Origin of the sequence: Pseudoalteromonas sp. meg-B1, assembly GCF_003173795.1 — a bacterium.
In the GTDB taxonomy this organism is placed as follows: domain Bacteria; phylum Pseudomonadota; class Gammaproteobacteria; order Enterobacterales; family Alteromonadaceae; genus Pseudoalteromonas; species Pseudoalteromonas undina.
On record NZ_QGQU01000001.1, the window covers coordinates 745,316 to 771,281 of the forward strand.

General features: G+C 41.0%; 20 protein-coding genes and 1 other RNA gene. 14 read left to right on the top strand and 7 right to left on the bottom strand.

The annotated features are described in order from the left end of the window. The first annotated feature begins 2 nt into the window (after positions 1-2). The 4 genes from lpxD to DK924_RS03485 all read left to right on the top strand — a co-directional run bounded on the left by lpxD (position 3) and on the right by DK924_RS03485 (position 2,807). Complete coding sequence (gene lpxD, locus DK924_RS03470; RefSeq protein WP_109874341.1) at positions 3-1,025, top strand: UDP-3-O-(3-hydroxymyristoyl)glucosamine N-acyltransferase; 1,023 nt, start codon at positions 3-5, stop codon at positions 1,023-1,025. Positions 1,026-1,052: 27 nt separating this feature from the next. Next, positions 1,053-1,505 (top strand): 3-hydroxyacyl-ACP dehydratase FabZ, encoded by a 453-nt coding sequence (fabZ, locus tag DK924_RS03475; RefSeq protein ID WP_008110974.1) that lies wholly within the window; start codon positions 1,053-1,055, stop codon positions 1,503-1,505. Between the two features lie 2 nt (positions 1,506-1,507). Further along, positions 1,508-2,278, top strand: a complete 771-nt coding sequence (gene lpxA / locus DK924_RS03480) for an acyl-ACP--UDP-N-acetylglucosamine O-acyltransferase (RefSeq protein WP_008110972.1) — start codon at positions 1,508-1,510, stop codon at positions 2,276-2,278. A 136-nt stretch (positions 2,279-2,414) separates the two neighbouring features. Next, a complete protein-coding gene (locus tag DK924_RS03485) occupies positions 2,415-2,807 on the top strand; it encodes a septal ring lytic transglycosylase RlpA family protein (protein ID WP_109874342.1) in 393 nt (130 codons plus the stop codon). Between the two features lie 12 nt (positions 2,808-2,819). Here DK924_RS03485 and cydC read toward each other — a convergent pair whose 3' ends face one another. The 5 genes from cydC to DK924_RS03510 are packed head-to-tail and all read right to left on the bottom strand — an operon-like array spanning position 2,820 to position 9,210. Next, positions 2,820-4,556 (bottom strand): thiol reductant ABC exporter subunit CydC, encoded by a 1,737-nt coding sequence (cydC, locus tag DK924_RS03490; protein WP_109874343.1) that lies wholly within the window; start codon positions 4,554-4,556, stop codon positions 2,820-2,822. Further along, positions 4,549-6,324, bottom strand: a complete 1,776-nt coding sequence (gene cydD, locus DK924_RS03495; RefSeq protein WP_109874344.1) for a thiol reductant ABC exporter subunit CydD — start codon at positions 6,322-6,324, stop codon at positions 4,549-4,551. Before cydD ends, cydC begins: the two co-directional genes overlap by 8 nt. Next, a complete protein-coding gene (cydX, locus tag DK924_RS03500) occupies positions 6,314-6,478 on the bottom strand; it encodes a cytochrome bd-I oxidase subunit CydX (protein WP_008110965.1) in 165 nt (54 codons plus the stop codon). Before cydX ends, cydD begins: the two co-directional genes overlap by 11 nt. 12 nt (positions 6,479-6,490) lie before the next feature. After that, entirely contained in the window at positions 6,491-7,630 is a 1,140-nt protein-coding gene (gene cydB, locus DK924_RS03505) for a cytochrome d ubiquinol oxidase subunit II (RefSeq protein ID WP_008110962.1), read from the bottom strand. Continuing rightward, positions 7,627-9,210 carry a cytochrome ubiquinol oxidase subunit I gene (locus DK924_RS03510; protein ID WP_109874345.1) on the bottom strand — a complete coding sequence of 528 codons (1,584 nt, stop codon included), beginning with the start codon at positions 9,208-9,210 and terminating at the stop codon, positions 7,627-7,629. Before DK924_RS03510 ends, cydB begins: the two co-directional genes overlap by 4 nt. 293 nt (positions 9,211-9,503) lie before the next feature. On the opposite strand from DK924_RS03510, the gene lpxB reads away from it, so the two are divergent. The 6 genes from lpxB (at position 9,504) to DK924_RS03540 (ending at position 17,498) form a co-directional block, all read left to right on the top strand. Beyond that, positions 9,504-10,661 carry a lipid-A-disaccharide synthase gene (gene lpxB, locus DK924_RS03515; protein ID WP_008110958.1) on the top strand — a complete coding sequence of 386 codons (1,158 nt, stop codon included), beginning with the start codon at positions 9,504-9,506 and terminating at the stop codon, positions 10,659-10,661. Next, entirely contained in the window at positions 10,651-11,250 is a 600-nt protein-coding gene (gene rnhB / locus DK924_RS03520; protein ID WP_010388148.1) for a ribonuclease HII, read from the top strand. Before lpxB ends, rnhB begins: the two co-directional genes overlap by 11 nt. 2 nt (positions 11,251-11,252) lie before the next feature. Then, complete coding sequence (gene dnaE, locus DK924_RS03525; RefSeq protein WP_055012774.1) at positions 11,253-14,744, top strand: DNA polymerase III subunit alpha; 3,492 nt, start codon at positions 11,253-11,255, stop codon at positions 14,742-14,744. 16 nt (positions 14,745-14,760) lie between these two features. Continuing rightward, entirely contained in the window at positions 14,761-15,717 is a 957-nt protein-coding gene (gene accA / locus DK924_RS03530) for an acetyl-CoA carboxylase carboxyl transferase subunit alpha (protein ID WP_008110950.1), read from the top strand. A gap of 132 nt (positions 15,718-15,849) precedes the next feature. Continuing rightward, positions 15,850-17,160: a tRNA lysidine(34) synthetase TilS gene (tilS, locus tag DK924_RS03535; protein ID WP_109874346.1), complete on the top strand. Its 1,311-nt coding sequence runs from the start codon at positions 15,850-15,852 to the stop codon at positions 17,158-17,160. Continuing rightward, on the top strand, positions 17,157-17,498 hold the full coding sequence (locus tag DK924_RS03540; RefSeq protein ID WP_109874347.1) for a hypothetical protein: 342 nt from the start codon (positions 17,157-17,159) through the stop codon (positions 17,496-17,498). Before tilS ends, DK924_RS03540 begins: the two co-directional genes overlap by 4 nt. A 57-nt stretch (positions 17,499-17,555) precedes the next feature. Here DK924_RS03540 and DK924_RS03545 read toward each other — a convergent pair whose 3' ends face one another. Then, a complete protein-coding gene (locus DK924_RS03545; protein ID WP_109874348.1) occupies positions 17,556-18,452 on the bottom strand; it encodes a GGDEF domain-containing protein in 897 nt (298 codons plus the stop codon). 126 nt (positions 18,453-18,578) lie between these two features. Between DK924_RS03545 and DK924_RS03550 the strand changes: the two genes are divergently transcribed. Further along, on the top strand, positions 18,579-20,552 hold the full coding sequence (locus DK924_RS03550) for a monovalent cation:proton antiporter-2 (CPA2) family protein (RefSeq protein WP_109874349.1): 1,974 nt from the start codon (positions 18,579-18,581) through the stop codon (positions 20,550-20,552). Between the two features lie 10 nt (positions 20,553-20,562). On the opposite strand, the gene DK924_RS03555 is transcribed toward DK924_RS03550, so the two are convergent. Further along, the gene (locus tag DK924_RS03555) at positions 20,563-21,708 is read right to left on the bottom strand and encodes a patatin-like phospholipase family protein (protein WP_010388160.1); all 1,146 of its coding nucleotides are present in this window, start codon (positions 21,706-21,708) and stop codon (positions 20,563-20,565) included. A 172-nt stretch (positions 21,709-21,880) separates the two neighbouring features. On the opposite strand from DK924_RS03555, the gene DK924_RS03560 reads away from it, so the two are divergent. From DK924_RS03560 to DK924_RS03570, 3 genes are all read left to right on the top strand, one after another. Further along, the gene (locus DK924_RS03560) at positions 21,881-22,759 is read left to right on the top strand and encodes a DUF3014 domain-containing protein (RefSeq protein ID WP_010388163.1); all 879 of its coding nucleotides are present in this window, start codon (positions 21,881-21,883) and stop codon (positions 22,757-22,759) included. A gap of 139 nt (positions 22,760-22,898) precedes the next feature. Further along, positions 22,899-22,995, top strand: an RNA gene (gene ffs, locus DK924_RS03565) — signal recognition particle sRNA small type. Between the two features lie 207 nt (positions 22,996-23,202). Continuing rightward, positions 23,203-25,959, top strand: coding sequence for a hybrid sensor histidine kinase/response regulator (locus DK924_RS03570; RefSeq protein ID WP_109874350.1), 2,757 nt, complete (start codon positions 23,203-23,205; stop codon positions 25,957-25,959). Positions 25,960-25,966 lie beyond the last annotated feature (7 nt).

Here is a 25,966-nt window from a genome sequence, read left to right on the forward strand (position 1 = left end):
CTATGCAAAATTATACGCTTTCGCAAATTGCGGAACTTCTAGGCGCCGAGCTTCAAGGTGATGGCGCTTTAGAAATTAAAAAAATAGCGACACTTGCAAATGCCCATACTGGGCATATTGCATTTTTAGCGAACAAGAAATATCGATCTCAGCTTGAGACAACAAAGGCCAGTGCGGTGATACTCAGCCCTGACGATGCGCCTTACTTTTCAGGCAATAAAATCATCGTTGCCAATCCTTATGTTTGTTATGCCAAACTCGCTCAGTTTATGGATACTACACCTCGTAGTGCAAATAGTGGTATACACCCGAGTGCGGTAATACATGCCAGTGCACAAGTGAGCAAAAGTGCAGCCATTGGTGCTAATGTTGTAATTGAAGCTGATGCTGTAATTGGTGGTAACGCCCAAATTGGTCCGAACAGTTTTATTGGTGAACGTGCTAAAATAGGCTCAGGCACCAAACTTTGGCCAAGTGTGAGCATTTATCATGATGTTGAGATTGGCGCAGATTGTTTATTGCAAGCTAACACTGTCATTGGTAGTGATGGCTTTGGCTATGCAAATGAACGTGGTCAGTGGCTTAAAATTCCACAATTAGGCTCTGTGATCATTGGCGATAAAGTAGAAATTGGCGCAAGTACCACGATAGATCGTGGTGCGCTTGATGATACTATTATCCACAGTAACGTTATTATTGATAACCAGTGTCAAATAGCACACAACGTTGAAGTTAACTCAGGCACCGCTATTGCCGGTTGTACTGTACTTGCAGGCAGTGTCACCATAGGTAAAAATTGCCAGATTGGCGGCATGAGCGCAATTAACGGTCACATGTCTGTGTGTGATGGTGTTATAATTACCGGCATGAGTATGGTGACCAAATCAATCACCGAACCAGGTATTTACTCATCTGGTATGCCTCATACGACTAACAAAGAATGGCGAAAATCAATTGCTCATTTGCGCAACCTTTCAGACATGAAATCACGTCTAAAAGCGCTTGAAGCATTGAACAAGTCATGATCGTTGAACACTAAAAAGGATGCTATTTTGGCAAACGAATTAAATAGCCTTGATATTCAAGAAATTTTAAGTTTATTACCGCACCGTTACCCGATGCTACTAATTGATCGTGTAATCGATTTCACCCCAGGTGAATCATTGCATGCAATTAAAAATGTATCGATTAATGAACCTATTTTCACTGGCCACTTCCCAAATCAGCCGATTTTTCCTGGTGTGCTAATATTAGAGTCAATGGCGCAAGCAACGGGTCTATTAGGGTTTAAAACGGTTGAAAATCGTAGCGAAAACGAACTTTACCTATTTGCAGCTGTAGACAACGCGCGTTTTAAGCAGCCAGTTGTGCCAGGTGATACCATGCATCTTCATGTTAAGTTTTTAAAAGAGCGTCGTAACATATGGAAATTTGCGGCTGAAGCTAAAGTTGACGGCAAAACAGTGTGTAGCGCCGAAATCATGTGTGCTAGAAGAGAGTTTTAATTGTGATCCATGCTACGGCAATAATCGAACCGGGTGCAAAACTTGGTAACAATGTGTCAGTTGGACCATATAGTTACATCGGTAATGATGTTGTTATTGGTGATGACTGCATTATTGAGTCTCACGTTGTTGTTAAAGGGCCTGCTACTATTGGCTCTGGTAACCATATTTTTCAGTTTGCCTCTGTGGGCGAAGCTTGCCAAGACAAAAAATATAACAACGAACCAACCAGTTTAATTATTGGCGACAATAATGTGATTCGTGAATGTGCGACTATCCACCGCGGTACAATTCAAGATGAAGGTGTTACCAAAATAGGCAGCAATAACTTATTTATGGCTTACACCCACGTTGCACACGATGCGGTAATTGGCGATAACGTTATTTTTGCAAATAATGCCAGTGTAGCGGGTCACGTTCATGTTGGTGATTGGGTTATTTTAGCGGGTAACTCAGGTGTTCATCAATTTTGTAAAATTGGTGCGCATGCATTTGTTGGTATGTATTCGGGGGTAAACAAAGACGTACCTCCATTTGTTACCACCATTGGTATGCCAGCAGGCCCTGCAGCAATCAATACTGAAGGCATGAAACGCCGTGGTTTTGAAAGTGATGAAATCATGGCAGTACGCCGCGCTTATAAAGCGTTTTACCGCAAGAGCTTAGGTGTTGATGAAGCGATTGAATTACTTGCTGAAGATGCTGCAAAGTTTCCAGCAGTGCAATTGATGATTGATTTCGTTAAAAGTTCTGAACGCGGTATTGTGCGTTAAAAAATAGTATTTTTAACAAATTTAAAAACCACCTTTGAGTAATCAAGGTGGTTTTTTATTAGCTGATTAATAATTCAGTCTCTACTCAGTATCGTCCTATTACACTACCTCTACATTTTTCAATAAAGTATAAATAATGAAACTGATAAAATTCGTATTTATTTCAGTATTATTAGTGATTTTGACCGCCTGTAGTACTGCGCCAAGTAATATCAATAATCAACAACGTGATGTTGCAGAGCAAGGTAAAGCATCATTTTATGCTGATAAGTACCACGGCCGACTTACTGCCAGTGGCGAGCGATTTAGCCAACAAGCAGCAACAGCTGCTCACTTAAAACTCCCGTTTGGTACACGAGTAAAAGTTACTAATATTGCTAATAATAAGTCAGTGGTGGTGAGAATTAATGACAGGGGTCCTTATATTCGGGGGCGAATTATAGATCTATCAAAAGCTATGTTTGAAAAAATAGCCGACTCTAGCGCCGGCGTTATTGATGTATCGGTCACCGTTATTGAGAATAAGTAATACTGCTAAGGGCTAAAAGCGGGTTGTTAACGCCACATAGTCAGGGTGTTCATTGAGCAATTGTTGATGTGAACCTTGAGCGATGATTTGTCCACTATCTAACCAGATAACACTATCCATTTGCGATAACAATGCTGGATCATGAGTAATTGTTAATACACTGGCATGCTCTTTTAGCTGTAAAACACTATTCATAACAGCTTGTTTAGAAATATTATCGAGCCCTTCAGTCGGTTCATCGAGTACTAAAATGGCGGGTTTTTGTAGCAGGGCCTGTGCCAAGGCTATACGTCTTGATTGACCTTGAGATACATTTCGCCCGCCGGTACCTAAACGGGTTTTTAGCCCTTGTTTTAGCTCAGAGAACCAACCACCAAGTTCTGCCTGTGTTAATGCTGCAATCATTTGTTGCGAGGTTGCATCGGGAGCTGCATAAGCAAGGTTTTCGCTTAATGTGCCATCAAAAATATGATGCTGCTGGGCTAAAATATTTAATGTCTTTGCACGACTCTCATTATTTAAATCATGCAGGCTTATGATTTCTTTGTCGCTTTGTAAGTTTATTGTTCCTTGCTGCAGTGGCCATAAACTACTGAGCAAATTCACTAAGGTCGTTTTACCACTGCCGCTTCTACCAACAATGGCCACTTTATGCTTCGCGGGGAGCTCAAAACTTACATTATTTAATGCTTGCTTTTGGCCATAGTGATAGCTGACATTATTTAATGATAATGCCCAGTGCTTATTTAATAGCTCAATATCTGTGGTTGATACATTATTTGTGCTAAGCGTTTTGTCTTCAAGAATAAAGAGTCGCTCAGCTGCTTTTAGTACATTAGGAAGCTCAATAAAGGCGTTAGGCAGTAACAATACGCTTTCAAAACTGGCAAGCACAAACAGGCTCAACATCGCCAGCTCTACATTGACCATAGCACCGCTAAACACTAGCGGCACAATAGTAATAATGCTGGCAAGCATAGCCAATTGCACTATGAGTAAGCTTAAGCCATCAGCGTTGCCAAGAGTCTTATGACGAATAAATAATTGCTGATTATACTGTTCACTTAACTGATCACACTTAGTGAGTTGTTGGTTTCGAGCTTGATAAATATTTAGCTCTCTAAGACCCGTTAAGGTGTCTGATAGCTCTGCTCTAAGTTGTGCACTAAGTAAGGTTTCTTGGTGACTATTTTTATCTAATTGCTTACTTAATATTGCCGGTATAATCACCCCAATAATAATAATCCCAACAAAACAAATAAGGGCGACATTTACATTGTAGGCTGACATAAACAGCATAATAATAGGCACAGTCAGTAAAGCTACTAACATCGGCAGCAACACATTTAAATAAAACTTATCTAATGCGTCTACATCGTTTTGCAAGCGATTAACTAAATCGGCACTGCGGCTCATAGCTAAATCAAGGTTATTGAGCTTGCTGAGAGTGGCGAACATGTTTACTCGTATTTCACTTAACAATAAAAATGTGGCGTTGTGAGTAACTAAGCGTTCAGCGTAACGTGAGGCGGTGCGCACAATCGCTAAAAAGCGGATGGTGCCAGCTGGGGTAAAGTAGTTCATATGGACGCCGGCAATTCCTGCGGCTGCCATAGAAGCTAAAAACCAGCCTGAAATAGCGAGTAAGCCTACATTAGCTAGCACCGTGAGTGACGCTAGAAACGTCCCCAAAAGCATCGCTTTATAATGAGGGCGGCACAATTTGAGTAAACGAATAAAATTAGCCATTAGTTACCCCTTGTTCTGCTGTTTGCAGTAGCTTTGCAAATTCGCCAGATTGCTGGCTGAGCGCTTTAAAATCGCCTTGTTGAACGATACAGCCGTTTTCCATAACGATAAGTTGCTTAGCATTTTTTACTGTATTTAAGCGATGTGCGATGGTGATCACCAAGTGGTTTTTTGCATATTCAGCAATAGCGTTTTGAATGAGTTGCTCGGTTTGACTATCTAAATGAGCGGTTGGCTCATCGAGCATTAAAATAGGGGCGTGTTTTAAAAATGCACGAGCTAATGCTATACGCTGTTTTTGCCCGCCAGATAGCCCTTCACCTTGCTCACCTATTAAGGTGTTAAAGCCATCGGGTAGCTCGTTAATAAATTCCAGCGCACCTGCCTGCTCTGCAGCATCTACAAGTGCTTCATATGAAGCGTCTGGGTTACCTAATTTTATGTTGGCGGCTAGGGTGTCGTAAAATAAGGTTGGCTTTTGTGGGATCCATGCAATGTTTTGTTGTAATTGGCTTATATCCGCGGTCGTCAATGGTTGTTGGTCAATGGATATATGTTGTATTACTTCTGGGTGAAAACCAAGCATGCAATCAAGTAGGGTGCTCTTACCTGAGCCGCTAGCTCCGACAATGGCTACTAGTCCTGCGCTTGGCAGGGTTAAATTAATATTATTTATTCCCTCATTGCTATTAGGGTAACTAAAGCTGAGCTCATGGATGCTTATAGTTCTACTAGCATTAATATTGATCTTTGCTGTGTGACTATCATCATTTTCGGGCAGTGGTGCATTTAAAATAATCAACATATCTGCAGCAGCACTAATTCCCTGCAGGCGTGCATGGTAATGGCTGCCTAATTGGCGAAGGGGTAAATAAAATTCAGGTGCTAGTAACAGCACTACAAAGCCAGTAGCAAAATCTAGGGTGCCAAAAAATAATCTAAAGCCAATAATTACCGCTACCAGTGCCACACTAATTGTGGCTAAAAACTCCAGAGCAAAAGAGGATAAAAAAGCAATTTTTAACACGCTTAGCGTTGCGTGCCTAAAATCATCTGAAATACGCGCAATTTGTTTGAGCTCTTTGCGCGTGGCATTAAATAGTTTTAGTTGAGTAAGCCCTTGTACACGGTCAAAAAAATAGTTTCCTAATACTGCCAGTTGTTGCCAACGTTTTTGATTAAGCGCCTCGGCTTTGTGGCCAACTAGAATCATAAAAAAAGGAATAAGTGGCGCGGTTAATAAAAATATTAATCCTGCTTTGTAATCGGTAGGAAATATAACCACTAATATAGCCAATGGAATAAGCGCACTATAGGCAACACCGGGTAGGTATTTAGCATAGTAGTCATGGAGTGCCTCAACACCATTATGCAGCGTGTTGAGCGTAGCGCCTTGGCCATGTTGCTCTATATAACTTGGGCCGAGTTGTGTGAGCTTATCGAGTAAGGTTTGGCGAATAGCCGATTTAATTTTAAGCGTAGCAAATGCGCTTAATCGCTCGCTGAGTGCTAAGAAAATGGCGCGCAGTAAAATAATACCCGCTAAAGGCCATAAATAGTGGGTTACTTGGGCTAAACTATGCCCTTCAAACATCACCTCATGAATGGTTTGCGCGAGTAAGTAAGCTCCTGCAATCATTAAAATTGCATTAACTGTTCCAAGTGCAATGCTTAGCTTTAACCACATTGCCGCCGGTTTACTCTGCTGCTTTAAAAAAGCGCGCAGGGGTTGTTGCTGCGCGCGATTTGGTCGGGGATTAGTCGTCATTGTGATTTGTATTATGCTCGTTTAATAAATCATGGGTGGCTTGTTCATCATCAGCAATACTGTTTTTATTTTGATGAAATTCATACCACATCACGTTTATAACGCCTAAAGTACAAGCAAGCAGTACACCTAAAATCCACGCGAAATACCACATAATTTAGTCTCCTTAATAGCTGCCGTGAGGGTTATTTTCAATTTCATCAACGGTCACTCTGCGCCACATTTTCACATAACACCAGGTGGTGTAAGCTAAAATGAGTGGCACAAATATAACCACAGCAATAAACATAACATTGAGTGTTCTGTGGCTCGATACCGCATCCCAAATTGTTAAGCTAATATCAGGGTTATTGCTTGAAGGCATAATAAACGGAAATAATGAAACGCCCGCAGTCATAATCACCCCAATTAACATCACACTGGTTGCTAATAATCCCAAAGCGGGCTTATTCAATTTAGAAAACAGGAGTGCACACAGTGCCATCGCAAATGCCAAAATAGGGAAGGTCATTGTCCATGGACGTTCACTGTAGTTATTAAGCCATGCGCCTTGAGCCGTGGTAACTACTTTTGCCAATGGATCTGCATGACCTTGGGTGTCGCCCATAGAGGCAATTTGATAACCTGTTAGGTTGGCAACCCACACACCGGCCGCTGCAAATAATACTATAAAGGCAAGTAATGAGTAGCGACCATATTGTCCTGAGCGCTCAGCAACTTGATCAGCGGTTCGCAGTTGTAGCCACATTCCCGCGTGTGCAATTAACATGGTAATACTAACTAAGCCGGCAATGAGCGCAAACGGATTAAGTAAGGCAAAAAACGACCCTTGATAACTAACTCTCAATAAATTATCGATATGAAACGGTACACCCAAAAACAAGTTACCAAACGCTACACCAAATACCAGCGCAGGTATGGCACTGCCGGCAAACAAGCCCCAGTCCCAGTTATTACGCCAGCGTTTAGAGTCAACCTTAGAGCGATAATCAAAGCCTAAAGGTCTAAAAAATAATGCAAATAACACCAGCATCATGGCAAAGTAAAAACCAGAAAATGCTGCCGCATACACCATAGGCCATGCTGCAAATAAAGCGCCACCTGCGGTTATAAACCATACTTGGTTACCATCCCAATGGGCGCCAATAGTGTTAATAACGGTACGGCGTTCAGAATCTGTTTTGCCGACTAAGCGTAGCAACATAGCAACGCCCATATCCATACCATCGGTAATGGCAAAACCAATTAGCAGCACACCAATAATTAACCACCAGAGCATTTTTAATGTTTCATAATCAAAAATCATGATAGTTCTCCTTTAGCAGTCGTGCTGTGATCAGGTAATTCAAAATGGTACTTACCGGTATGCAAAGAGCTTGGACCTTGCTTAATAAATTTAATCATTAACCATGCTTCAACAATCGCCAATCCAGTATAGAAAACAATAAAACCAGTTAAGCTAATTAAAATATCATTTACCGTCAGCGATGACGTTGCTAAAAAGGTCGGTAACACTTCAGAAATAGCCCATGGCTGGCGGCCATATTCAGCTACAATCCAACCAAATTCAATGGCAATCCAAGGCAGAGGAATGCTCAATACCGCCGCCCACAACAACCAACGTTTTTGTTCAATAATACGATGAGCGTTGTAATAAAAAGCAAGGATAAATACGCCAAGCATGATCACGCCACAGCCAACCATAATCCTAAATGACCAAAACATAGGGCCCACTTTAGGGAAGGAGTCTTTAACGGCTTGTTGTATTTGTGCCTCACTGGCATCTACCACGTTAGGGGTATAACGTTTCAGTAATAGGCCATAGCCTAAATCATCTTTCACGTTATCAAACTTTTCGATATTTTCAGGGGTATCGTCACCTGCGCGAAGTTTTTCTAGATATTCATAAGCAATCATGCCATTGCGAATACGCTTCTCGTGTTTTTTCTCAAGATCTGAAATACCAATCACTTGTTCATCAAGTGAGCGCGTTGCAATAATACCTAATGCGTAAGGAATTTTAACCGCAGCATGAGTTACTTGCTCTTCAGAGTCAGGAATACCTAGCATAGTAAAAGCTGCGGGGGCTTCTTCGGTATGCCATTCAGCTTCAATGGTCGCGAGTTTTACTTTTTGTACTTCACCGACTTCGTAGCCAGATTCATCACCGAGTAAAATAACACATAAAATAGAGGCTAAACCAAAGCCTGATGCCACCGAGAACGAACGTTTAGCAAATGCCAAATCACGTCCTTTTAATATGTACCAGCTACTAATCCCAAGCACAAACATAGACGCCGCAACATAACCTGCAGACACAGTATGAATAAACTTAACTTGCGCTACAGGGTTAAATACTAGCTCTGCAAAACTAGTCATTTCCATACGCATGGTTTGATAGTTAAACTCTGCCCCGACTGGGTTTTGCATCCACGCATTAGCAACTAAAATCCATAGCGCAGACATATTAGTGCCCAGCGCCATTAAAAATGTTACCCCTAAATGCTGGCGTTTAGAGAGCCTGTCCCAACCTAAAAAGAACATCCCCACAAAGGTTGATTCTAAAAAGAAGGCCATTAAGCCTTCAATAGCCAGTGGTGCACCAAATACATCACCCACATAATGAGAGTAATACGACCAGTTAGTACCAAACTCAAATTCCATGGTGAGGCCGGTAGCCACACCAATAGCAAAGTTAATACCAAATAACTTGCCCCAAAACTTAGTCATATCGCGATAAATCTCGCGACCGGTCATAACATAAACCGATTCCATAATAACTAAAATCCAGGTCATACCGATTGTTAACGGCACAAATAAAAAATGAAATAGAGCGGTGACAGCAAACTGTAATCGCGATAGATCCACAAAGGTTTCATCTATCATTTTTGGCTCCTTTGGTTGTGATGCAGTGACAGCACAAAGCAATTGTTAATGTTTTTAATAAACTTTCAGTAATTTCTGAAAGTTTGCATCATTATTGGCGTTTGTACAATTTTTGTCAACATGTATATTAGAAAACTTTAATATACTATGACATTACATCAGTCTATAAAATACGCAATCATCAATTAAGAGTAAGCTAGAAAAAAGTGGTGCGTTTTAAGCGTTTAACCTAGCCTTAAAACACGGTAAACTAATCGGTATGAACGCCGGGTTTACTTGTGAAAAAATAGCAAATGAAAAAAGATAAAAAACAACTACGAATTGGTATTGTGGCAGGTGAACTGTCGGGCGATATTTTAGGTGAAGGGCTGATAAAAGCGCTTAAAGCGCATTTTCCTGATGCAATCTTTGAAGGTATTGCAGGTCCTAAAATGCAAGCTCAAGGCTGCAAAACGCTGTTTGATATGGATGAACTGTCGGTTATGGGGTTGGTTGAAGTCCTTGGCCGTTTACCGCGCTTGCTAAAAATTCGCAAGCAGTTAGTACAGCACTTTATTGATAATCCTCCTGATGTGTTTATAGGCATTGACGCGCCCGATTTTAATTTACGTGTAGAAAAACCGTTAAAAGATGCGGGTATTAAAACTGTGCAATACGTTAGCCCTTCAGTGTGGGCGTGGCGTGAAAAACGCATTCACACTATAAGTGCAGCCACTAACTTAGTATTGGCTTTATTACCTTTTGAGAAAGAATTTTACGACAAGCACCAAGTACCTTGTACTTTTGTAGGCCACACATTAGCCGACGACATTGCACTTGAGCACGACGATAGCCAAGCCCGTAGCCAACTAGGCTTAAATGCTGATGACAAGGTGTTAGCGTTATTACCCGGGAGCCGGGGCTCAGAAGTGGGCTTGTTAAGTGAAACCTACATAAAAACAGCGGCTCAGTTGCAAGCACAGAACCCAGCGCTTAAAGTCGTTGTGCCACTGGTGAACGAAAAGCGCAAAGCGCAGTTTATTGCTATTTTAAATGCCACAGCGCCCTCACTAAATGTTAACTTACTAGACGGCCAATCAAATTTAGCCATGCAAGCCGCCGATGCCATATTACTGGCATCAGGTACGGCAACGCTTGAGGGCATGTTATATAAAAAACCAATGGTGGTTGGTTATAAAATTAAACCACTGAGTTATTGGATTTTTAAAACCTTATTTACCTTTAATATTAAATATTTTTCGTTACCTAATTTATTGGCAGACGAAGAATTAGTGCCAGAGTTTTTGCAAAGCGAGTGTAATGTCGCTAATTTAACAGCAGCACTTACCCCTATGCTAAATAGTGACAATAAAGAGTTAAAAGCCCGCTTTTTAGCCATACATGAAAAAATTAGATTAGATGCAAGTAAACAAGCTGCAAATGCAGTGGCGGAGTTAATAAATGCAAATTGAACGACCTAATGTAACCCTAATTGCCGGTGTAGATGAAGTGGGTCGTGGACCGCTGGTGGGCGACGTGGTTACTGCCGCTGTTATTTTAAATCCCAATAAGCCAATCGCAGGCTTGGCCGATTCTAAAAAATTAACGGATAAAAAACGTCAATTATTAGCCACTGAAATAAAAGAAAAAGCACTGTGTTACGCCATTGGCCGTTGTAGTCCAAGCGAAATAGATGAGCTAAATATATTACAAGCCACTATGCTTGCCATGAGTCGCGCAGTGGAAGCACTTAGCACAGTGCCTGAATTTGTGTTTGTAGATGGTAACCGCCTGCCTAAATTAGCTATGCCCGCCCAAGCGGTGGTTAAGGGTGATAGCTTAGTCGCTGAAATCTCAGCCGCATCTATTTTAGCAAAAGTGGCTCGTGATGATGAAATGATTGAACTTGATGCGCGCTATCCACAATATGGGTTTGCAGGGCATAAAGGGTATCCGACTAAAGCACACTTTGCAGCGCTTGAGCAATACGGCGCTATAGATGAGCATCGTAAGAGCTTTAAACCGGTGCAGCGTGTGCTTGCGCTTTCGGGTAAGGAGTAATTATGCCAACTCCTGATTTTGTTCACTTACGAGTGCACTCAGACTTTTCGATGGTTGATGGTTTGGCAAAAACCAAACCAATAGTCGCTAAAGCACAAGAGCTTGAAATGCCAGCGCTGGCAATTACCGATCAAATGAACTTTTGTGGTTTAGTGCGTTTTTATGGCGCAGCGCATAACGCAGGTATCAAGCCACTTGTTGGTGCTGATTTTTGGGTACGTAGTCCTGAGTTTCCTGATGAGCCAAGCCGAATAACGTTATTAGCTAAAGATAACACTGGCTATAAAAATATTACTTTATTGATTTCTAAAGCTTACCAACGTGGTCATGTGTTTCATCGTCCAGTTATTGACCGTGAATGGTTAGTTGATTTAAAAGAGGGGCTCATCATACTCTCGGGTGCTAAAGATGGCGATTTAGGAAAAGCATTAATAAAAGGCAACCCCGCTATTGTTGAGTCGGTGGTAAGCTTTTATAAGCAGCACTTCAGCGATCATTATTATATTGAGCTTATTCGCACCAACCGTGCTCAAGAAGAAAATTATTTGCACATGGCAGTGGAGCTTGCAACCACAGAGCAACTGCCAGTAGTGGCTACCAATGAAGTGGTATTTTTAAAGCCAGAAAACTTTGAAGCCCATGAAATTCGGGTGGCTATTTTTGATGGTTATACCCTAGATGATAAACGCCGACCAAAGCGTTTTTCACAAGAGCAATACCTAAAAACGCCAGAACAAATGGCAGAGCTATTTAGTGATATTCCAGAGGCGTTACAAAATACCGTAGAAATCGCAAAACGCTGTAATGTAACCGTTCAATTAGGTGAGTATTTCCTACCAGATTACCCCACAGGCTCATTAAAAATTGATGAGTTTTTGGTTAAAGTCTCACAAGATGGACTTGAAGAACGACTGCAATTTTTATTTCCTGATGAACAAGAACGCCAAGAAAAACGCGGCGAATACGATGAGCGTTTAAAGATAGAGCTCGATGTAATTAACCAAATGGGATTCCCAGGTTACTTCTTGATCGTAATGGAATTTATTCAGTGGAGTAAAGATAACAATATTCCTGTAGGTCCAGGGCGTGGTTCAGGTGCGGGCTCCTTAGTAGCTTATGCGCTTAAAATTACCGACCTTGATCCACTAGAGTTCGATTTACTCTTCGAGCGCTTCTTGAATCCAGAACGTGTTTCTATGCCCGACTTTGACGTCGATTTTTGTATGGATAGACGTGATGAAGTAATTGATCACGTATCGGCCTTGTATGGCCGTGATGCGGTATCGCAAATTATTACTTTTGGTACTATGGCGGCCAAAGCGGTTATACGCGATGTAGGCCGGGTACTTGGTCATCCTTATGGATTTGTTGATCGTATTTCTAAGCTTATTCCGGGCGATCCGGGAATGACCTTGGCCAAAGCGTTTGAAGTTGAACCTCGTTTGCAAGAAGCCTACGACGGCGATGAAGAAGTTAAAGACTTAATCGACATGTGTCGTATTCTTGAGGGTTGTACCCGTAATGCCGGTAAGCACGCAGGGGGGGTTGTAATATCGCCGACCACGATTACCGATTTTGCTGCGCTCTATTGTGATGATGAAGGCAAGTTTCCGGTTACTCAGTTTGATAAAAACGATGTAGAAACTGCTGGTTTGGTTAAGTTTGACTTTTTAGGCTTACGTACGCTGACCATCTTACAGTGGGCAGTGGATATGACCAACGAGCGCTTAAAGCGTGAAGGCAAGCAGCCGGTTGATATCAACACCATTCCACTGAATGATAAAAAAAGTATTGAACTACTGCTGCGCGCTGAAACCACCGCCGTATTCCAGCTAGAATCACGCGGCATGAAAGACCTAGTTCGCCGATTAAAGCCCGATTGCTTCGAAGATATGATAGCCCTTGTTGCTTTGTTCCGTCCAGGTCCACTGCAATCAGGCATGGTAGATAACTTCATCGACCGAAAGCTCGGCAGAGAAGAAATTTCATACCCCGATGCGCAATATCAACACGAAAGTTTAAAGCCTATTCTTGAGCCGACTTACGGCATTATTTTGTATCAAGAACAAGTTATGCAAATAGCGCAGGTGCTGGCCGGTTATACACTAGGCGGCGCCGATATGTTACGTCGTGCCATGGGTAAGAAAAAGCCCGAAGAAATGGCAAAACAGCGCTCAACCTTTGAAGAGGGCGCGCGTAATAATGGCATTGATGGCGAGCTTGCGATAAAAATATTCGACTTGGTTGAAAAGTTTGCGGGTTATGGTTTTAACAAATCTCACTCAGCAGCTTATGCATTGGTATCGTATCAAACGCTGTGGATGAAAACCCATTACCCGGCTGAGTTTATGGCTGCAGTAATGTCGGCTGATATGGATAACACCGACAAAATAGTAACGCTGGTGGATGAATGTGAAAACATGAAACTCACTTTGTTACCGCCCGATGTAAACGCTGGTGAATACAAGTTTACTGTTAATCTTCAAGGTGAAGTTGTTTACGGTATAGGAGCAATTAAAGGCGTGGGTGAGGCTCCCGTTGATGCCATATTAGAAGCGCGAGCAAAAGGCGGCCCATTTAAGGACCTATTTGATTTTTGTGCGCGTGTTGATTTAAAACGCTTAAATAAACGTGTCACCGAAAAATTAATTTATGCAGGTGCATTAGATCAACTAGGGCCAGAAAAAAATCAACCTGGGCGAGCAACGCTGCTGGCAAGTTTAAAAGATGCAATGCGCGCAGCCGATCAACACAACAAAGCTGAGCTGTTAGGGCAAAGTGACTTGTTTGGTTTACTGGCCACAGAGCCTGACGAAGTAGAGCAAGCGTTTATTAAAGCCACACCACTTACAGATAATCAGTGGCTTGATGGCGAAAAAGATACCTTAGGCCTTTATTTAACTGGCCATCCTATAAACCAGTATCGACGAGAGCTTGGGCATTACACCTCAGGCCGACTCATTGATTTGCAGCCCACTAACCGTGATGTAGTCTCAACTGGGGCGGGCTTGGTGATTGCCGCGAGAACCTTAATTAATAAAAAAGGAAATCGCTGGGGCTTGATAACTTTAGATGACAAAAGCGCCCGAATTGATGTACGCTTGTTTCCAGAACAGTTTGAAATGTACCAAGATATGTTGCAAATCAATAATATTTTGGTGATATCCGGACAGGTCAGCTTTGATAACTTCTCTGGTGGTATTACAATGACCGCCAGAGAAATAAACACCATTGCTCAGGCGCGTGAAAAGCGTATAAAAGCGATTAAGATGACGCTGAATATGGTGCAGATCGAGGCTGGTTTCTTCGATAAATTACAAAAAGTACTCGAACCATACAAAATGGGAACGTGTCCGATCAAGGTATATTATCAACGCCCCGATGCGTTGGTGCAATTAACCCTAGGGATCGAATGGTGTGTTACGCCAAGTGACGACTTAATTCATAAGTTATCGCTGATGGCAGCGCAAAATGTAGAACTAGAATTTAACTAATTAGGTAGTTTAGAGCATGAGCCTCAATTATCTTGATTTTGAGCTTCCAATCGCAGAATTAGAAGCAAAAATTGAAGAATTACAAAATGTAAGCCGCGCTGGCGAATTAGACCTTGGATTAGAAGAGGAAGTCAGCAAACTTAAAGAAAAGAGCGCACAAATGAAGGAGAAAATTTTCTCTGAACTTGGTGCTTGGCAAGTATCACAGCTAGCACGTCATCCGCTGCGTCCTTATACTCGAGATTATATCGAGCGTATTTTTACGGAATTTGACGAGTTTGCGGGTGATCGTACGTTTGCTAACGACCCTGCAATTTTAGGCGGCGTTGCTCGTTTAGATGGTGAACCTGTTATGGTGATCGGTCAGCAAAAAGGCCGTGGTACTGCTGAAAAAATTAAACGTAATTTTGGCATGCCAAAACCAGAAGGTTACCGTAAAGCATTGCGCTTAATGGAAATGGCTGAGCGTTTTAAAATGCCAATCATGACCTTTATCGACACCCCAGGTGCATACCCAGGTGTTGGCGCAGAAGAGCGTGGTCAGTCTGAAGCAATTGCACGTAACCTAAAAGTAATGGCCGCACTAAAAGTACCTACAATTTGTACTGTTATTGGTGAAGGTGGTTCAGGTGGTGCATTAGCGATTGGTGTTGGCGACAGAGTAAACATGCTGCAATACAGCACTTACTCAGTTATTTCACCAGAAGGCTGTGCCTCTATCTTATGGAAAAGTGCTGATAAAGCGCCACTTGCAGCAGAAGCAATGGGTGTAACAGCCGAGCGCGTTAAAGAGCTAGATTTAATCAACAACCTAGTTGATGAGCCGCTAGGTGGTGCACACCGTAATTATGATGCCATGGCACGTAATTTAAAAGTTCGCCTTAAGCGCGATTTAGCAGACTTACAAGCGTTATCGCTTGAAGAGATGCTTGATCAACGTTACAAGCGTTTAATGTCGTTTGGTTATTGCTAAACATAGCTAAACATAGCTAAATGTAGCTAAATATAGAAAAAAGCCGCCTATGCGGCTTTTTTTGTTTTAATATACCGTAACGTAGAGCCTTTTTTATTCGGGTTATTAGCAATTCACTCATTGGTTATAATAATGCACACATCACAAATTTATCTGCAGGTACAAAAAGCCCTTAATCATTATATAGAAAACGGGCAATTCACATTTACTGTGGCCTTATCTGGTGGCGTAGATTCGGTGGTGTTGTTGCAGATAATGCATGGATTAAAAGAGCAGTGGCCACAATTAAATTTAAGTGCAATTTATGTAAATCATGGCTTAAGTGATAACGCCCATCACTGGCAGCAATTTTGCCAAGCACGTTGTGAGCAACTTTCAATTTATTTTAAAGCGGCACACGTCATAATTAAGCAGCAATCGCGCACCAGTATTGAAGCGCAGGCTCGCGAAGCTCGTTATCAAGCGCTTGACGAATACAGCCCAAGTGATAGTGTCATTTTGTTAGGCCAGCATTTAAACGACCAAGTAGAGACATTTTTACTTCGTTTAAAGCGCGGCTCAGGCTTAAAAGGGCTCGGCGCTATGCAGCAAACTCGCATACTTAAAAGTGGCCGTGAGTGCTATAGGCCATTATTGGCGGTAAAACGCAGCGAGATAGAAGCGTTTGCTCAGCAATTTAATATTAGCCATATTACCGATGAATCCAACGCCAATGAGCACTTTGATCGTAATTTTTTGCGCCAACAAATAGTGCCTAAGTTGGCAGAGCGTTTTACTGGTTTTGAGCAGTGTACAGCACGAAGTATTGAATTATTACAGCAGCAGCAAGCACTACTGGATGAGTATACCCAGCAAGATCTCGCTCAGTGCATTAATCAACATCAGGCGCTTAATATACAAAATATGGCTCATTACAGCGCTATTCGCATTGCTAATGTATTACGCGAGTGGCTGGCATTATTTAGCCACACTATGCCCTCACAAAAGCAATTAAAACAAATAATGAGCCAAGCCATTCATGCACAAGCTGATGCACAAATAAAAATTGAGCTAAGTGATGGGCAAATACGCCGCCATCAAGGTTTACTTTATTTTGTGCAACCAAAGCCATTAGCCGTTAATATTGAACGCGTAACAAGTCGCGAACTAGTGCTGAATGACGGACAAATACTACAATGCCTGCAGGGAGTGGGTATGCGCGCCCCTAAAACGGATGAACAAGTTAGTGTGCGCTTTAACTGCAATAGTGCGCGTATTAAACCACTCAAAAAACCAGGTAGTAATACGCTTAAACATTGGTTTAAAGATGCAAAAGTAGCGCCTTGGCTACGTGCTGATATTCCATTAATTTTTTACAACGATGAGCTAGTGCAAGTGGTTGGTTATTTTGTTAGTGATAACCATAAAGATGAACATGGTGTAATTTGGGAGTATAAATTATGAGTCAGCAACCTCATGTTGGACTGTCGCTTATTAATAAGGCGCCCACTGGCATATTAATTACGCTATTGATCGCGGTTTTAGCGAATGTATTTTTAACCCTTAATATTACTACCCTCGGCTACGCTGTATTGGGTGGTATGGTATGTGCCGCCATTTTACTTGCCTACTGGTTGGGTAAAGGGGGCGTGTTTTTCATTTTAGGAGTGAGTACGCCTTTACTGTTGGTGCTTTTTACACCACTTGCAACAATTGCGGCATTACTTAATTTACTCAGTGGCTTCTTTTTTGGTTTTTGCACCATGCTACTAATTTACAAATACTTTATATTAAAAAAGTAGCGTAAAAAAGCCCAGCGGGGGAGGCTGGGCTTTTCAAATATTATGTTCTTTTATTGTTTAATAGGCTTTTGCGCAGTTTCGCCCAGATGCTTTTGCTTTATACAAGCCCTTGTCCGCACGAGAAAATATCTCATTTTGGCAATCATCACTGTTAGTTAGGGTAAAACCAATACTGGTTGTTACATTGTACTTAGACATAATCGGTGAGTTTCTTACTAAACGCATGATACGTTCTGCAATCACTTTATTGGTGGTAAAAGCAGGGTCCTCAATTAGTATTGAAAACTCATCGCCACCAAAACGAAATACTGAATCTGTGCCTCTAATACTACTAGATAAAACTGTGGCAAATTCTATTAAAACGTCATCGCCAATTTTATGACCATAGTTATCATTTACTTGTTTAAAATTATCTAAATCAAGCAGCATTAAACTAAATGGATGGCCGTTACGTCTATGATTTTCAAGCTTTTGTTGTAACATGTCATTAAATTGACTACGGTTGTTTAACCCCGTCAACGAGTCTTTTGTTGCTAGCTTTAATACACGGTTGTACATTATTGCATTACGTAGTGGATAAATTAATACACTGTGAAAATGCTGCAGCTTTTTTTCAATAGCCGCACTAAGCGGATATTTTGTGTAATAAGTGAGTGTGCCTAAATGCTCACTTTCAACATTTAGATCAAATGAGTATGCTGGGTTTTCAACATCACTATTGGGTGTTTTAACATCAATACATGATGTTTGAAAGTGTACCCCAGAAAAATTAAGCAGCTGTTTTGCAAAATTTGCAAATGTGCCTAAAATATCTTCCAACACTAGGCTAGTTTGTAGTTTGGCCGCCAGCTCATGCAGTGCTGTTGGTGTATTGCTATTGTATTGCTCTGCTGAGAACGGCAAAAATTCACCGCGACCAGAGATACGTTGTGTCAAAATATGAACGTTTTCCACTATTTCTTCCCCCTATAGTATTACTTTTTATAAATAAGCAGATTGCGTGCCATATTTTTATTCTGGCTGAAAGTTATGCGATTGCTATAGTTAAGTCACATCCCATAGATTATTTTAAGGTTTGCGTTGCAAAGTATTAATGCTCAGATTTTTGGACTTTTAGTCGCTGCGGTTTTATTTGTATGGCTATTTAAGCGCATAGGGCTTCCCCCTGTGTTGGCTTATTTGGCTGTGGGTTTATTAGCGGGTGGTCATGGTGTTGGCTGGATGACGCAAAGCCATGAGATGGACTTTATTGCAGAGCTAGGTATTGTATTTTTGCTGTTTAGCTTAGGTTTGGAGTTTTCTGTATCGCGCCTAATGGCGATGCGTAATATTGTATTTGGTTTAGGGTCGCTACAAGTATTTGTTAGTAGTATTTTGCTGATTGTGACTCTGCATTTATTAAATTTTAATTTATTAACCAGTTTTACCATTGGCATTATTATTACGCTCTCCTCTACTGCGGTGGTTGCCAAATTATTAAAAGAGAGCGGCGATTTAAATAAACGCCGTGGGCAATTGGCAATCGGCGTTTTATTATTTCAAGACATTGCTGTTGTACCATTACTGATTATTTTACCGTTATTTGCCAGCAGTGACTCAAATGGTATTGGCTGGGCTCTGTTATTTGCACTAACTAAAGGTGCGTTTGTCTGCGTGTTGCTATGGGCAATTGGCAAATGGGTTTTACCTAGAGTATTTAATGAAGTGGCATTAGCAAAAAGTGATGAGCTATTTGTTTTAACTACTTTATTAGTTGCTTTGTTTGCGGGTTTACTTACTTATTCATTTGGCTTATCAATGGCATTAGGGGCATTTTTAGCGGGTATGATGCTTGGTGAAAGCCATTACCGCCATCAGCTAGAAGCGGATATTCGCCCGTTCCGTGATATTTTAATGGGGTTATTTTTTGTCACCGTAGGTATGCAGCTAGATATCAGCTTTGTTGTTAATCATGCGGGTATTATTGTTGCTGCCTTACTGGGCATTTTAGTCTTAAAAATCGCCGTAGTAACCGTATCGTCTTTATTTATGGGAGAGCGAAAACAGGACGCATTAGCCTGTGCTATTATGTTATGGCAAATGGGTGAGTTTGGTTTTGTGTTAATAGCACTCGCAGCACAGCATGACTTACTGAGTGCGGAGCAAGTATCATTTTTAATTGCCATGGGTGTAATTTCTATGGCTCTCACCCCGTATTTAATCGATAAAACCCCCTTTATTTTAAAGCGACTGGGTATGTTAGAACGCGCTAAGTTTGCCTATGAAGATGAGCCACAAAGCAGTACGCTTTATAATAATCATGTAGTTATATGTGGATTTTCTCGGGTAGGGCAAACTATTGCTCGCTTTTTATCGCCAGAGGCTATTGATTATGTGGCCATTGAAAGCGATCCCATACTAGTGCAAGAAGGAAAAGCGGCGGGTGAACCTTTATTGTTTGGTCACGTTGAGCAAAAAGATATTTTAAAGTGCGCAGGGGTAGAGCGAGCACGCTTAGTGATTATTACTTTTACGGAATTTCAACAAACTCAAATAGTGATTGATGCCATAAAACAGGTTGCTCCTAAGGTAAAAATACTCATAAGAACCCGTGACGACAGCCAATTAGAGCGTTTAAAAGATTTAGGCGTCACTGAAGTTGTGCCTGAAGCGCTCGAGGCAAGTTTAATGCTGGTCTCACATGTGTTGTCTATGTCGGGTGTACCAATGAGCCGAATAATTCGCCGTGTTAGTAGCGAAAGACGTAACCGCTATAAGCTATTACAAAGTTTTTTTGCAGGCGAAAACATCGAAAGCGATACCAATTTGCCCGAACGGTTAGAGTACTTACATGTCATTGCCTTGCCGGATAAAGCATTTGCGGTAAACAAGGCTATTAGTGAGCTTAATTTAGCTAAAAGAAAGGTGTTAATTAAGGCGCTTCGGCGTGAAGGTGAAGAGATAGAGATGCCACAAGAGCATACCGTACTATACGCAAATGATATTATAGTGTTGCAAGGCAAACCGAGGCGAGTAGAGCATGTTGAGCATTACTTGCTCGATGGCATTGAGTAAGAGTAGCCTCTTAGTCTAGCTCTAAAAACTTTCTCATCTCGGGCAGTTGCTTCATGCCATCTTCGTATCCAATTTGAATTAAGTGCTGGGTATAGCGTTTTTCAAATAATAAGTAACTGGTTAAACTCGACTGAGAGCGTTTTTTAACCCCGATCATACGGAGTAACACTTTAATTGCCCAAGGCATATCATCATAGTATTGCGCTGCAATTGCATTAAAGTTTTGCGAGGGGTTAATAATAAAGCTGTCTATTTGTTTTAACTCTTGATGCTTTTGTCTATCGGGTAATAACCCCAGCGTACGATTTACTCGATCTAATCGTTCTAAATCAGATTGCATAGTGTCGGTAAATACACTGTCGAGTAAGTGGCCTGCTACAGCAGAAAGCCCGGGGAAATGCGCAGAGTAACCTGGAGGGTGAGGTTCCTTGGGTTGTTCAACACCAATAATAAATATTTTATTTGCCCCTAAGTGAATAGACGGGCTTAAAGGTGAAAGTTGATGTATAGAACCATCACCAAAGTAGTGGTTATAAATATTTACACTAGGAAAAACCATAGGAATAGCACTTGAGGCCATTAAATGCTCAACATTAATTCGCGTAGCGCGACCTTCGCGTTTTGCTCGCTGCCAAGAATGCTGCGTATTTGACTGAAAAAAAGCAACAGAATCACCGGTCGTATAACTAGATGCTGTAATCGACAGCGCCTCTAAGTAGTCACGATGTAAGTTACGTTCAATTCGATGTAAATCAAGAATATCGTTTAATAGCTTTCTAAGTGGCCGATTATTTAATAAGCTCGCCGGTGGATGGTTTATATGCTCAGACTGAAAACTAGTTAAAATATTACGAGTAATATGACCAAACACACTCAAAAAGTCACTTTTATATACCATAGAGGTGGAAAAGTTTTTCCATACTGTCTCTAGCTTTCTAACGGCTAAATGCATACATGAAGCGTAACACGCTAACGCCGCAGAATTAATTGCGCCAGCAGATGTACCATTTATCACTCTAAAGGGCAGCGGGGCAGTTCTGGGCATACTTTGCGCTAATGCTTTTAACACGCCCACTTGGTAAGCTGCTCGGGCACCACCACCGGTGAGTAATAAAGCCACTTTTGGTTTACTAGGATCGACTTGCTTAATTTTCATGTTACGTATTTAAACTGTTCACTGTCTTTACTTTATTTATTCACTGTAAGTCTTTAAGCTAGAAGAATCAAAGGATACATAACTTACATTAATAAATATTGGTGTAAATTATGAATTAAATCTGTTTAGAGTACTCTAAACAGTATCGCATTTTTATATTTATGGAGTTCGTATGTCAGATAAACCATCAGGATCAGACGTTCAAAAACGTCCGCCGAATAACAACCTTATCTTTGCAGGGGTTATTTTATTAATTATCATTATTGCCGCTGCGTTTGTTTTATTAAAACCAAGTGAAGCTCCAAAAACAGTTATGCAGGTTGAAGAACCAGTAAAAGAGCAACCTATTATGGAGTTAAAGCCTGAAAACGATCCTGTGGTAGGTGCGCCCTCTGTTAAGCCTGAAAAACCTGCGGAATTAGATGTTCCAGCTCAGCGTCCAGAAGTTGAGCCCGAAGCTGAAGTTGTATCTTTACCAACGTTAAACGACAGCGACCCTGTAGTCATTGCAAAATTAGATGAATATTTGGGTGATGTAGCGATGAGCTTAGTGTTAAATGATGATGTTATTCGCCGTGGCGTAGTGTTTGTCGATAATTTAGCAAAAGGCAAAGTGGCTACCAAGCATACCCCAGTTGCAAAATTAGAAGAGGGTTTTAGCGTAAACGAAGGCGATATTTTAACAATTGATCCTAATAGCTATGAACGCTATACCCCATATGTAAAAGTACTCACAAGTATGAGTGCAGCTCAAGCTGTGCGTTTATATGATGAGTATAAACCACTGATCAACAGCGCATATACTGAAATTGGTTATGGTGATGATGAGTTTACTCAAACACTTGAAGATGCCATTGACCTGTTACTTGATACTCCTGAGCCAAAAGGTAGCTTACCATTATTGCGTGATTCAGTGACCTATCAGTATGCGTTTTCTGAATGGGAGCAATTACCCGCTGCGCAAAAGCAACTTTTACGCATGGGCCCAGAGAACATGAAAAAAGTAAAAGCGGCACTACGTAACATAAAAGCAGAGTTAGAGAGCAATTAATAATCGCTTTAACACCTAAATAGACTGCGATTGTATATGAAGTATGCAATCGCACTTTCTTTTTTGATTATCCCTTGAATAACAGAGCAAAAGTAGAGATAATCTCAATCGCGCCAACCAAGGCCCTCAATGGTAGTCTTATTGGTCCTCTCGCAACACTAGCAGGCGAACCTGGTCAGGCCCGGAAGGGAGCAGCCACAGTTTGTGACGTGTGTGCCGAGATGTGGCTGGTAAGACTGCCACCCAAATTCCTCATTTGGGTGTATTAAAATTCCATTTATCTATTTTCTAATATTTATTTTGTTATTCGTACGCTAATTCTAGCTTTTACGCACTTAGCTAATTTTTTGTCATTATAGACAATAGCTAATGGGTAAGTAATAATTAAAACTCGCGATTATACTATACACCGCAGGTGTTCAATAAAGCTATAAAGGGTCAATATGACATCTCAGAGGAATAAATGGGCGCTGGCAATATTACTCGGGCTTATTGGAGGTTGCGCTAACCTTCTACCTCTGTATTTTTTTGATAGCTCTGAATTTTTATTTGGTCAGACGTTTGTAATACTTAGCCTAGTGTTTGCAGGGCTTCGTTATTCTCTTCTTAGTTTAGCGATTGTAACTGGTTTTTTATTTTATCGCTGGGGGCATAGCTGGACCAGTGTTGTTTATGTACTTGAGCTATTTTGGCTTTATGCCTTTTGTTTAAAGCGTTCTAAGCCAATACTTCCTTTAGGCGCCGTATTTTGGTTTTTAGTGGGCTTACCACTGGTGTGGGTTTTGGGTCACTTTGTTATAGGCCTGCCTTGGCTCACACTTGTTGTGGCTGCCTCAAAATACTTAATCAATGCTATGATAGCGTTGGCTTTGGTCGACTTGGTGAGTATATTTGTCCCCCATGCAAGCCGAGCTTATCAAGGGCAGCCTCTGGCCCGAATATTAAGCTATGTTGTAAGTATAATTATTGCTTTAGTGGTTTTGATCACCAGCGTCTTTTTGGTTAATCAGCATTATTCGCGCTTAGAATACGAAGTAAACACTCAACTTAAAGAAAAATCTCGTTCGATCAGTGCCCAGCTGAGTGATTATTTATTGTTTCATAAAAGTGCCATGGTAATAACCAGTGATGCAATAAGTGCTGGGGTATCAATACAACAGCAGTTAGAGCGGCTAATGGAATTATATCCTGGCTTTGTAACTAGTCTATATGCCAGCTCTGAAGGTTATGTCGAGAAAAGTATACCGAGTGAATTGCTCAGTGGTTTGAGTCAGAGTCAGCGTTATATTAATGATCGTCCTTATTTTTCTCAAGCTCAGCAGTTCCCGTTGGGCTACATCAGTGGTGTTTTTCAAGGCAGAGGATTAGGCGATCAACCCATTGTAGCGCTTTCCGCCCCGATTTATAAAAATGATGAGTTTTATGGTGTTGTTGAGGGATCACTTAAGCTAGATCAATTAGAGCGGTTTATACCAAATTTATTTGAATATAATGGGGATTTACTTGTTCTAGATGCAGATAAAAAAGTGGTATTTAGTTCGTTAAGCCAGTTTGCTGCGCTCAGTGATTTTAAGCAGCAGGAACTTAGTCTTCAAAGCCTCAGTGGCAATCAACTTTTTCGCTCAAATGATAACGAGATGTACCATACAAATCAGTATGTTGACGACAACACAGGTTGGCAGGTTATATCGTTATATAATCGTAAACATTTAACTATGGTGGTAGTGGCTGCATGGTTGCCTACTATGTTACTAGGATTATGCTCTATTGCACTAGTGGTTTTATTTATTCATAAATTTACCCATTTGTTGGTTAAACCCATCATAGAGCTCACTCATTTAATTAATAGCTTTAGTAAAACTAAAAAACACGTATTTAATACAGATTCTAGTTGGTATGAAGTGCTGCAACTACAGCAACAATTTGAAATGTTGGGCAATGCACTACAACACTCAATTAAAAGTTTGCAAGCTTCTAATGTAAAAAATGAAGATCTCAATAAACAGCTTAGTCATTTTAATCAGCAATTAGAAGAGAAAGTCGCAGAGCAAACAACTGAATTAACACAAGCTGTAAAACTCGCCAATGAAGCAAATATTGCTAAATCACAATTTTTAGCAAACATGAGTCACGAACTTCGAACACCTATGAATGGCATATTAGGTATGGGAGAGGTTTTGCTTCGAGATCAGTCCTTAAGTACCGAACAAAAGGAGTTGTTAATCACACAGCAAAAAAGTGCAAAAAACTTGCTTAATATTCTTAACGATATTTTAGATTTTTCTAAAATTGAAGCAAATGCCATGGAGCTAAATATTAAGCCTACGCAGCTAACTCCATTTATCGAAAATATACGTTCTTTATTTTCCTCGATTGTTGCTGCCAAAGAGGTAGAATTTACGGTTATTCAATCTAAGAATTTGCCACTGTGCATTAGTGTTGATGAATTACGCTTAAATCAGGTGATCATTAATTTACTCTCTAATGCGTATAAATTTACGCAGCAAGGCTTTGTGAATTTGTCGTTTGATTATCACGATAATAAGCTTCAAGTTAGCGTTGAAGATAGTGGCATTGGTATTGCGAAGGCACAGCAATCACTGTTATTTAGCGAATTTACTCAAGCTGATGTGGGCGTTGCTCGTAAATATGGGGGAACAGGGCTCGGGTTAGCTATTTCTCAAAAGCTGATAAAAATGATGGGCGGTGAAATTCAGTTACATAGCGAAGAAGGTAAAGGTAGTACGTTTGCGTTTAGTATTAGCGCACCAGAGTCAGCAGACGCTCCCTCAACCTTACCTAAAAAAGCAGCTTTGCAACCAAATCTACTCGGTAAGCACATACTGTTGGTAGAAGATAATGCGATAAATCGGCAGGTTATTTCAAAAATGTTGGAGCCGACTAAAGCTGTGGTTGTTATGGCCGAGGATGGTATTAAGGCTCTTGATGTATTAAAAGAGCAATCGTTTGATTTGATTTTAATGGATTGCCAAATGCCTAACATGGATGGTTATGAATGCACACGTACGATTAGAGTTATGGAACTTAAAACAGGTTGGCGAGTGCCTATAGTAGCGATTACGGCTAATGCCTATGAAGAAGATAAACAGCGATGCTTAATAGCCGGTATGGATGACTTTATTGCCAAACCAATTAATAGTGATGATTTATACACTGTGATTGGTAATATACTCAGTTGATAATGGT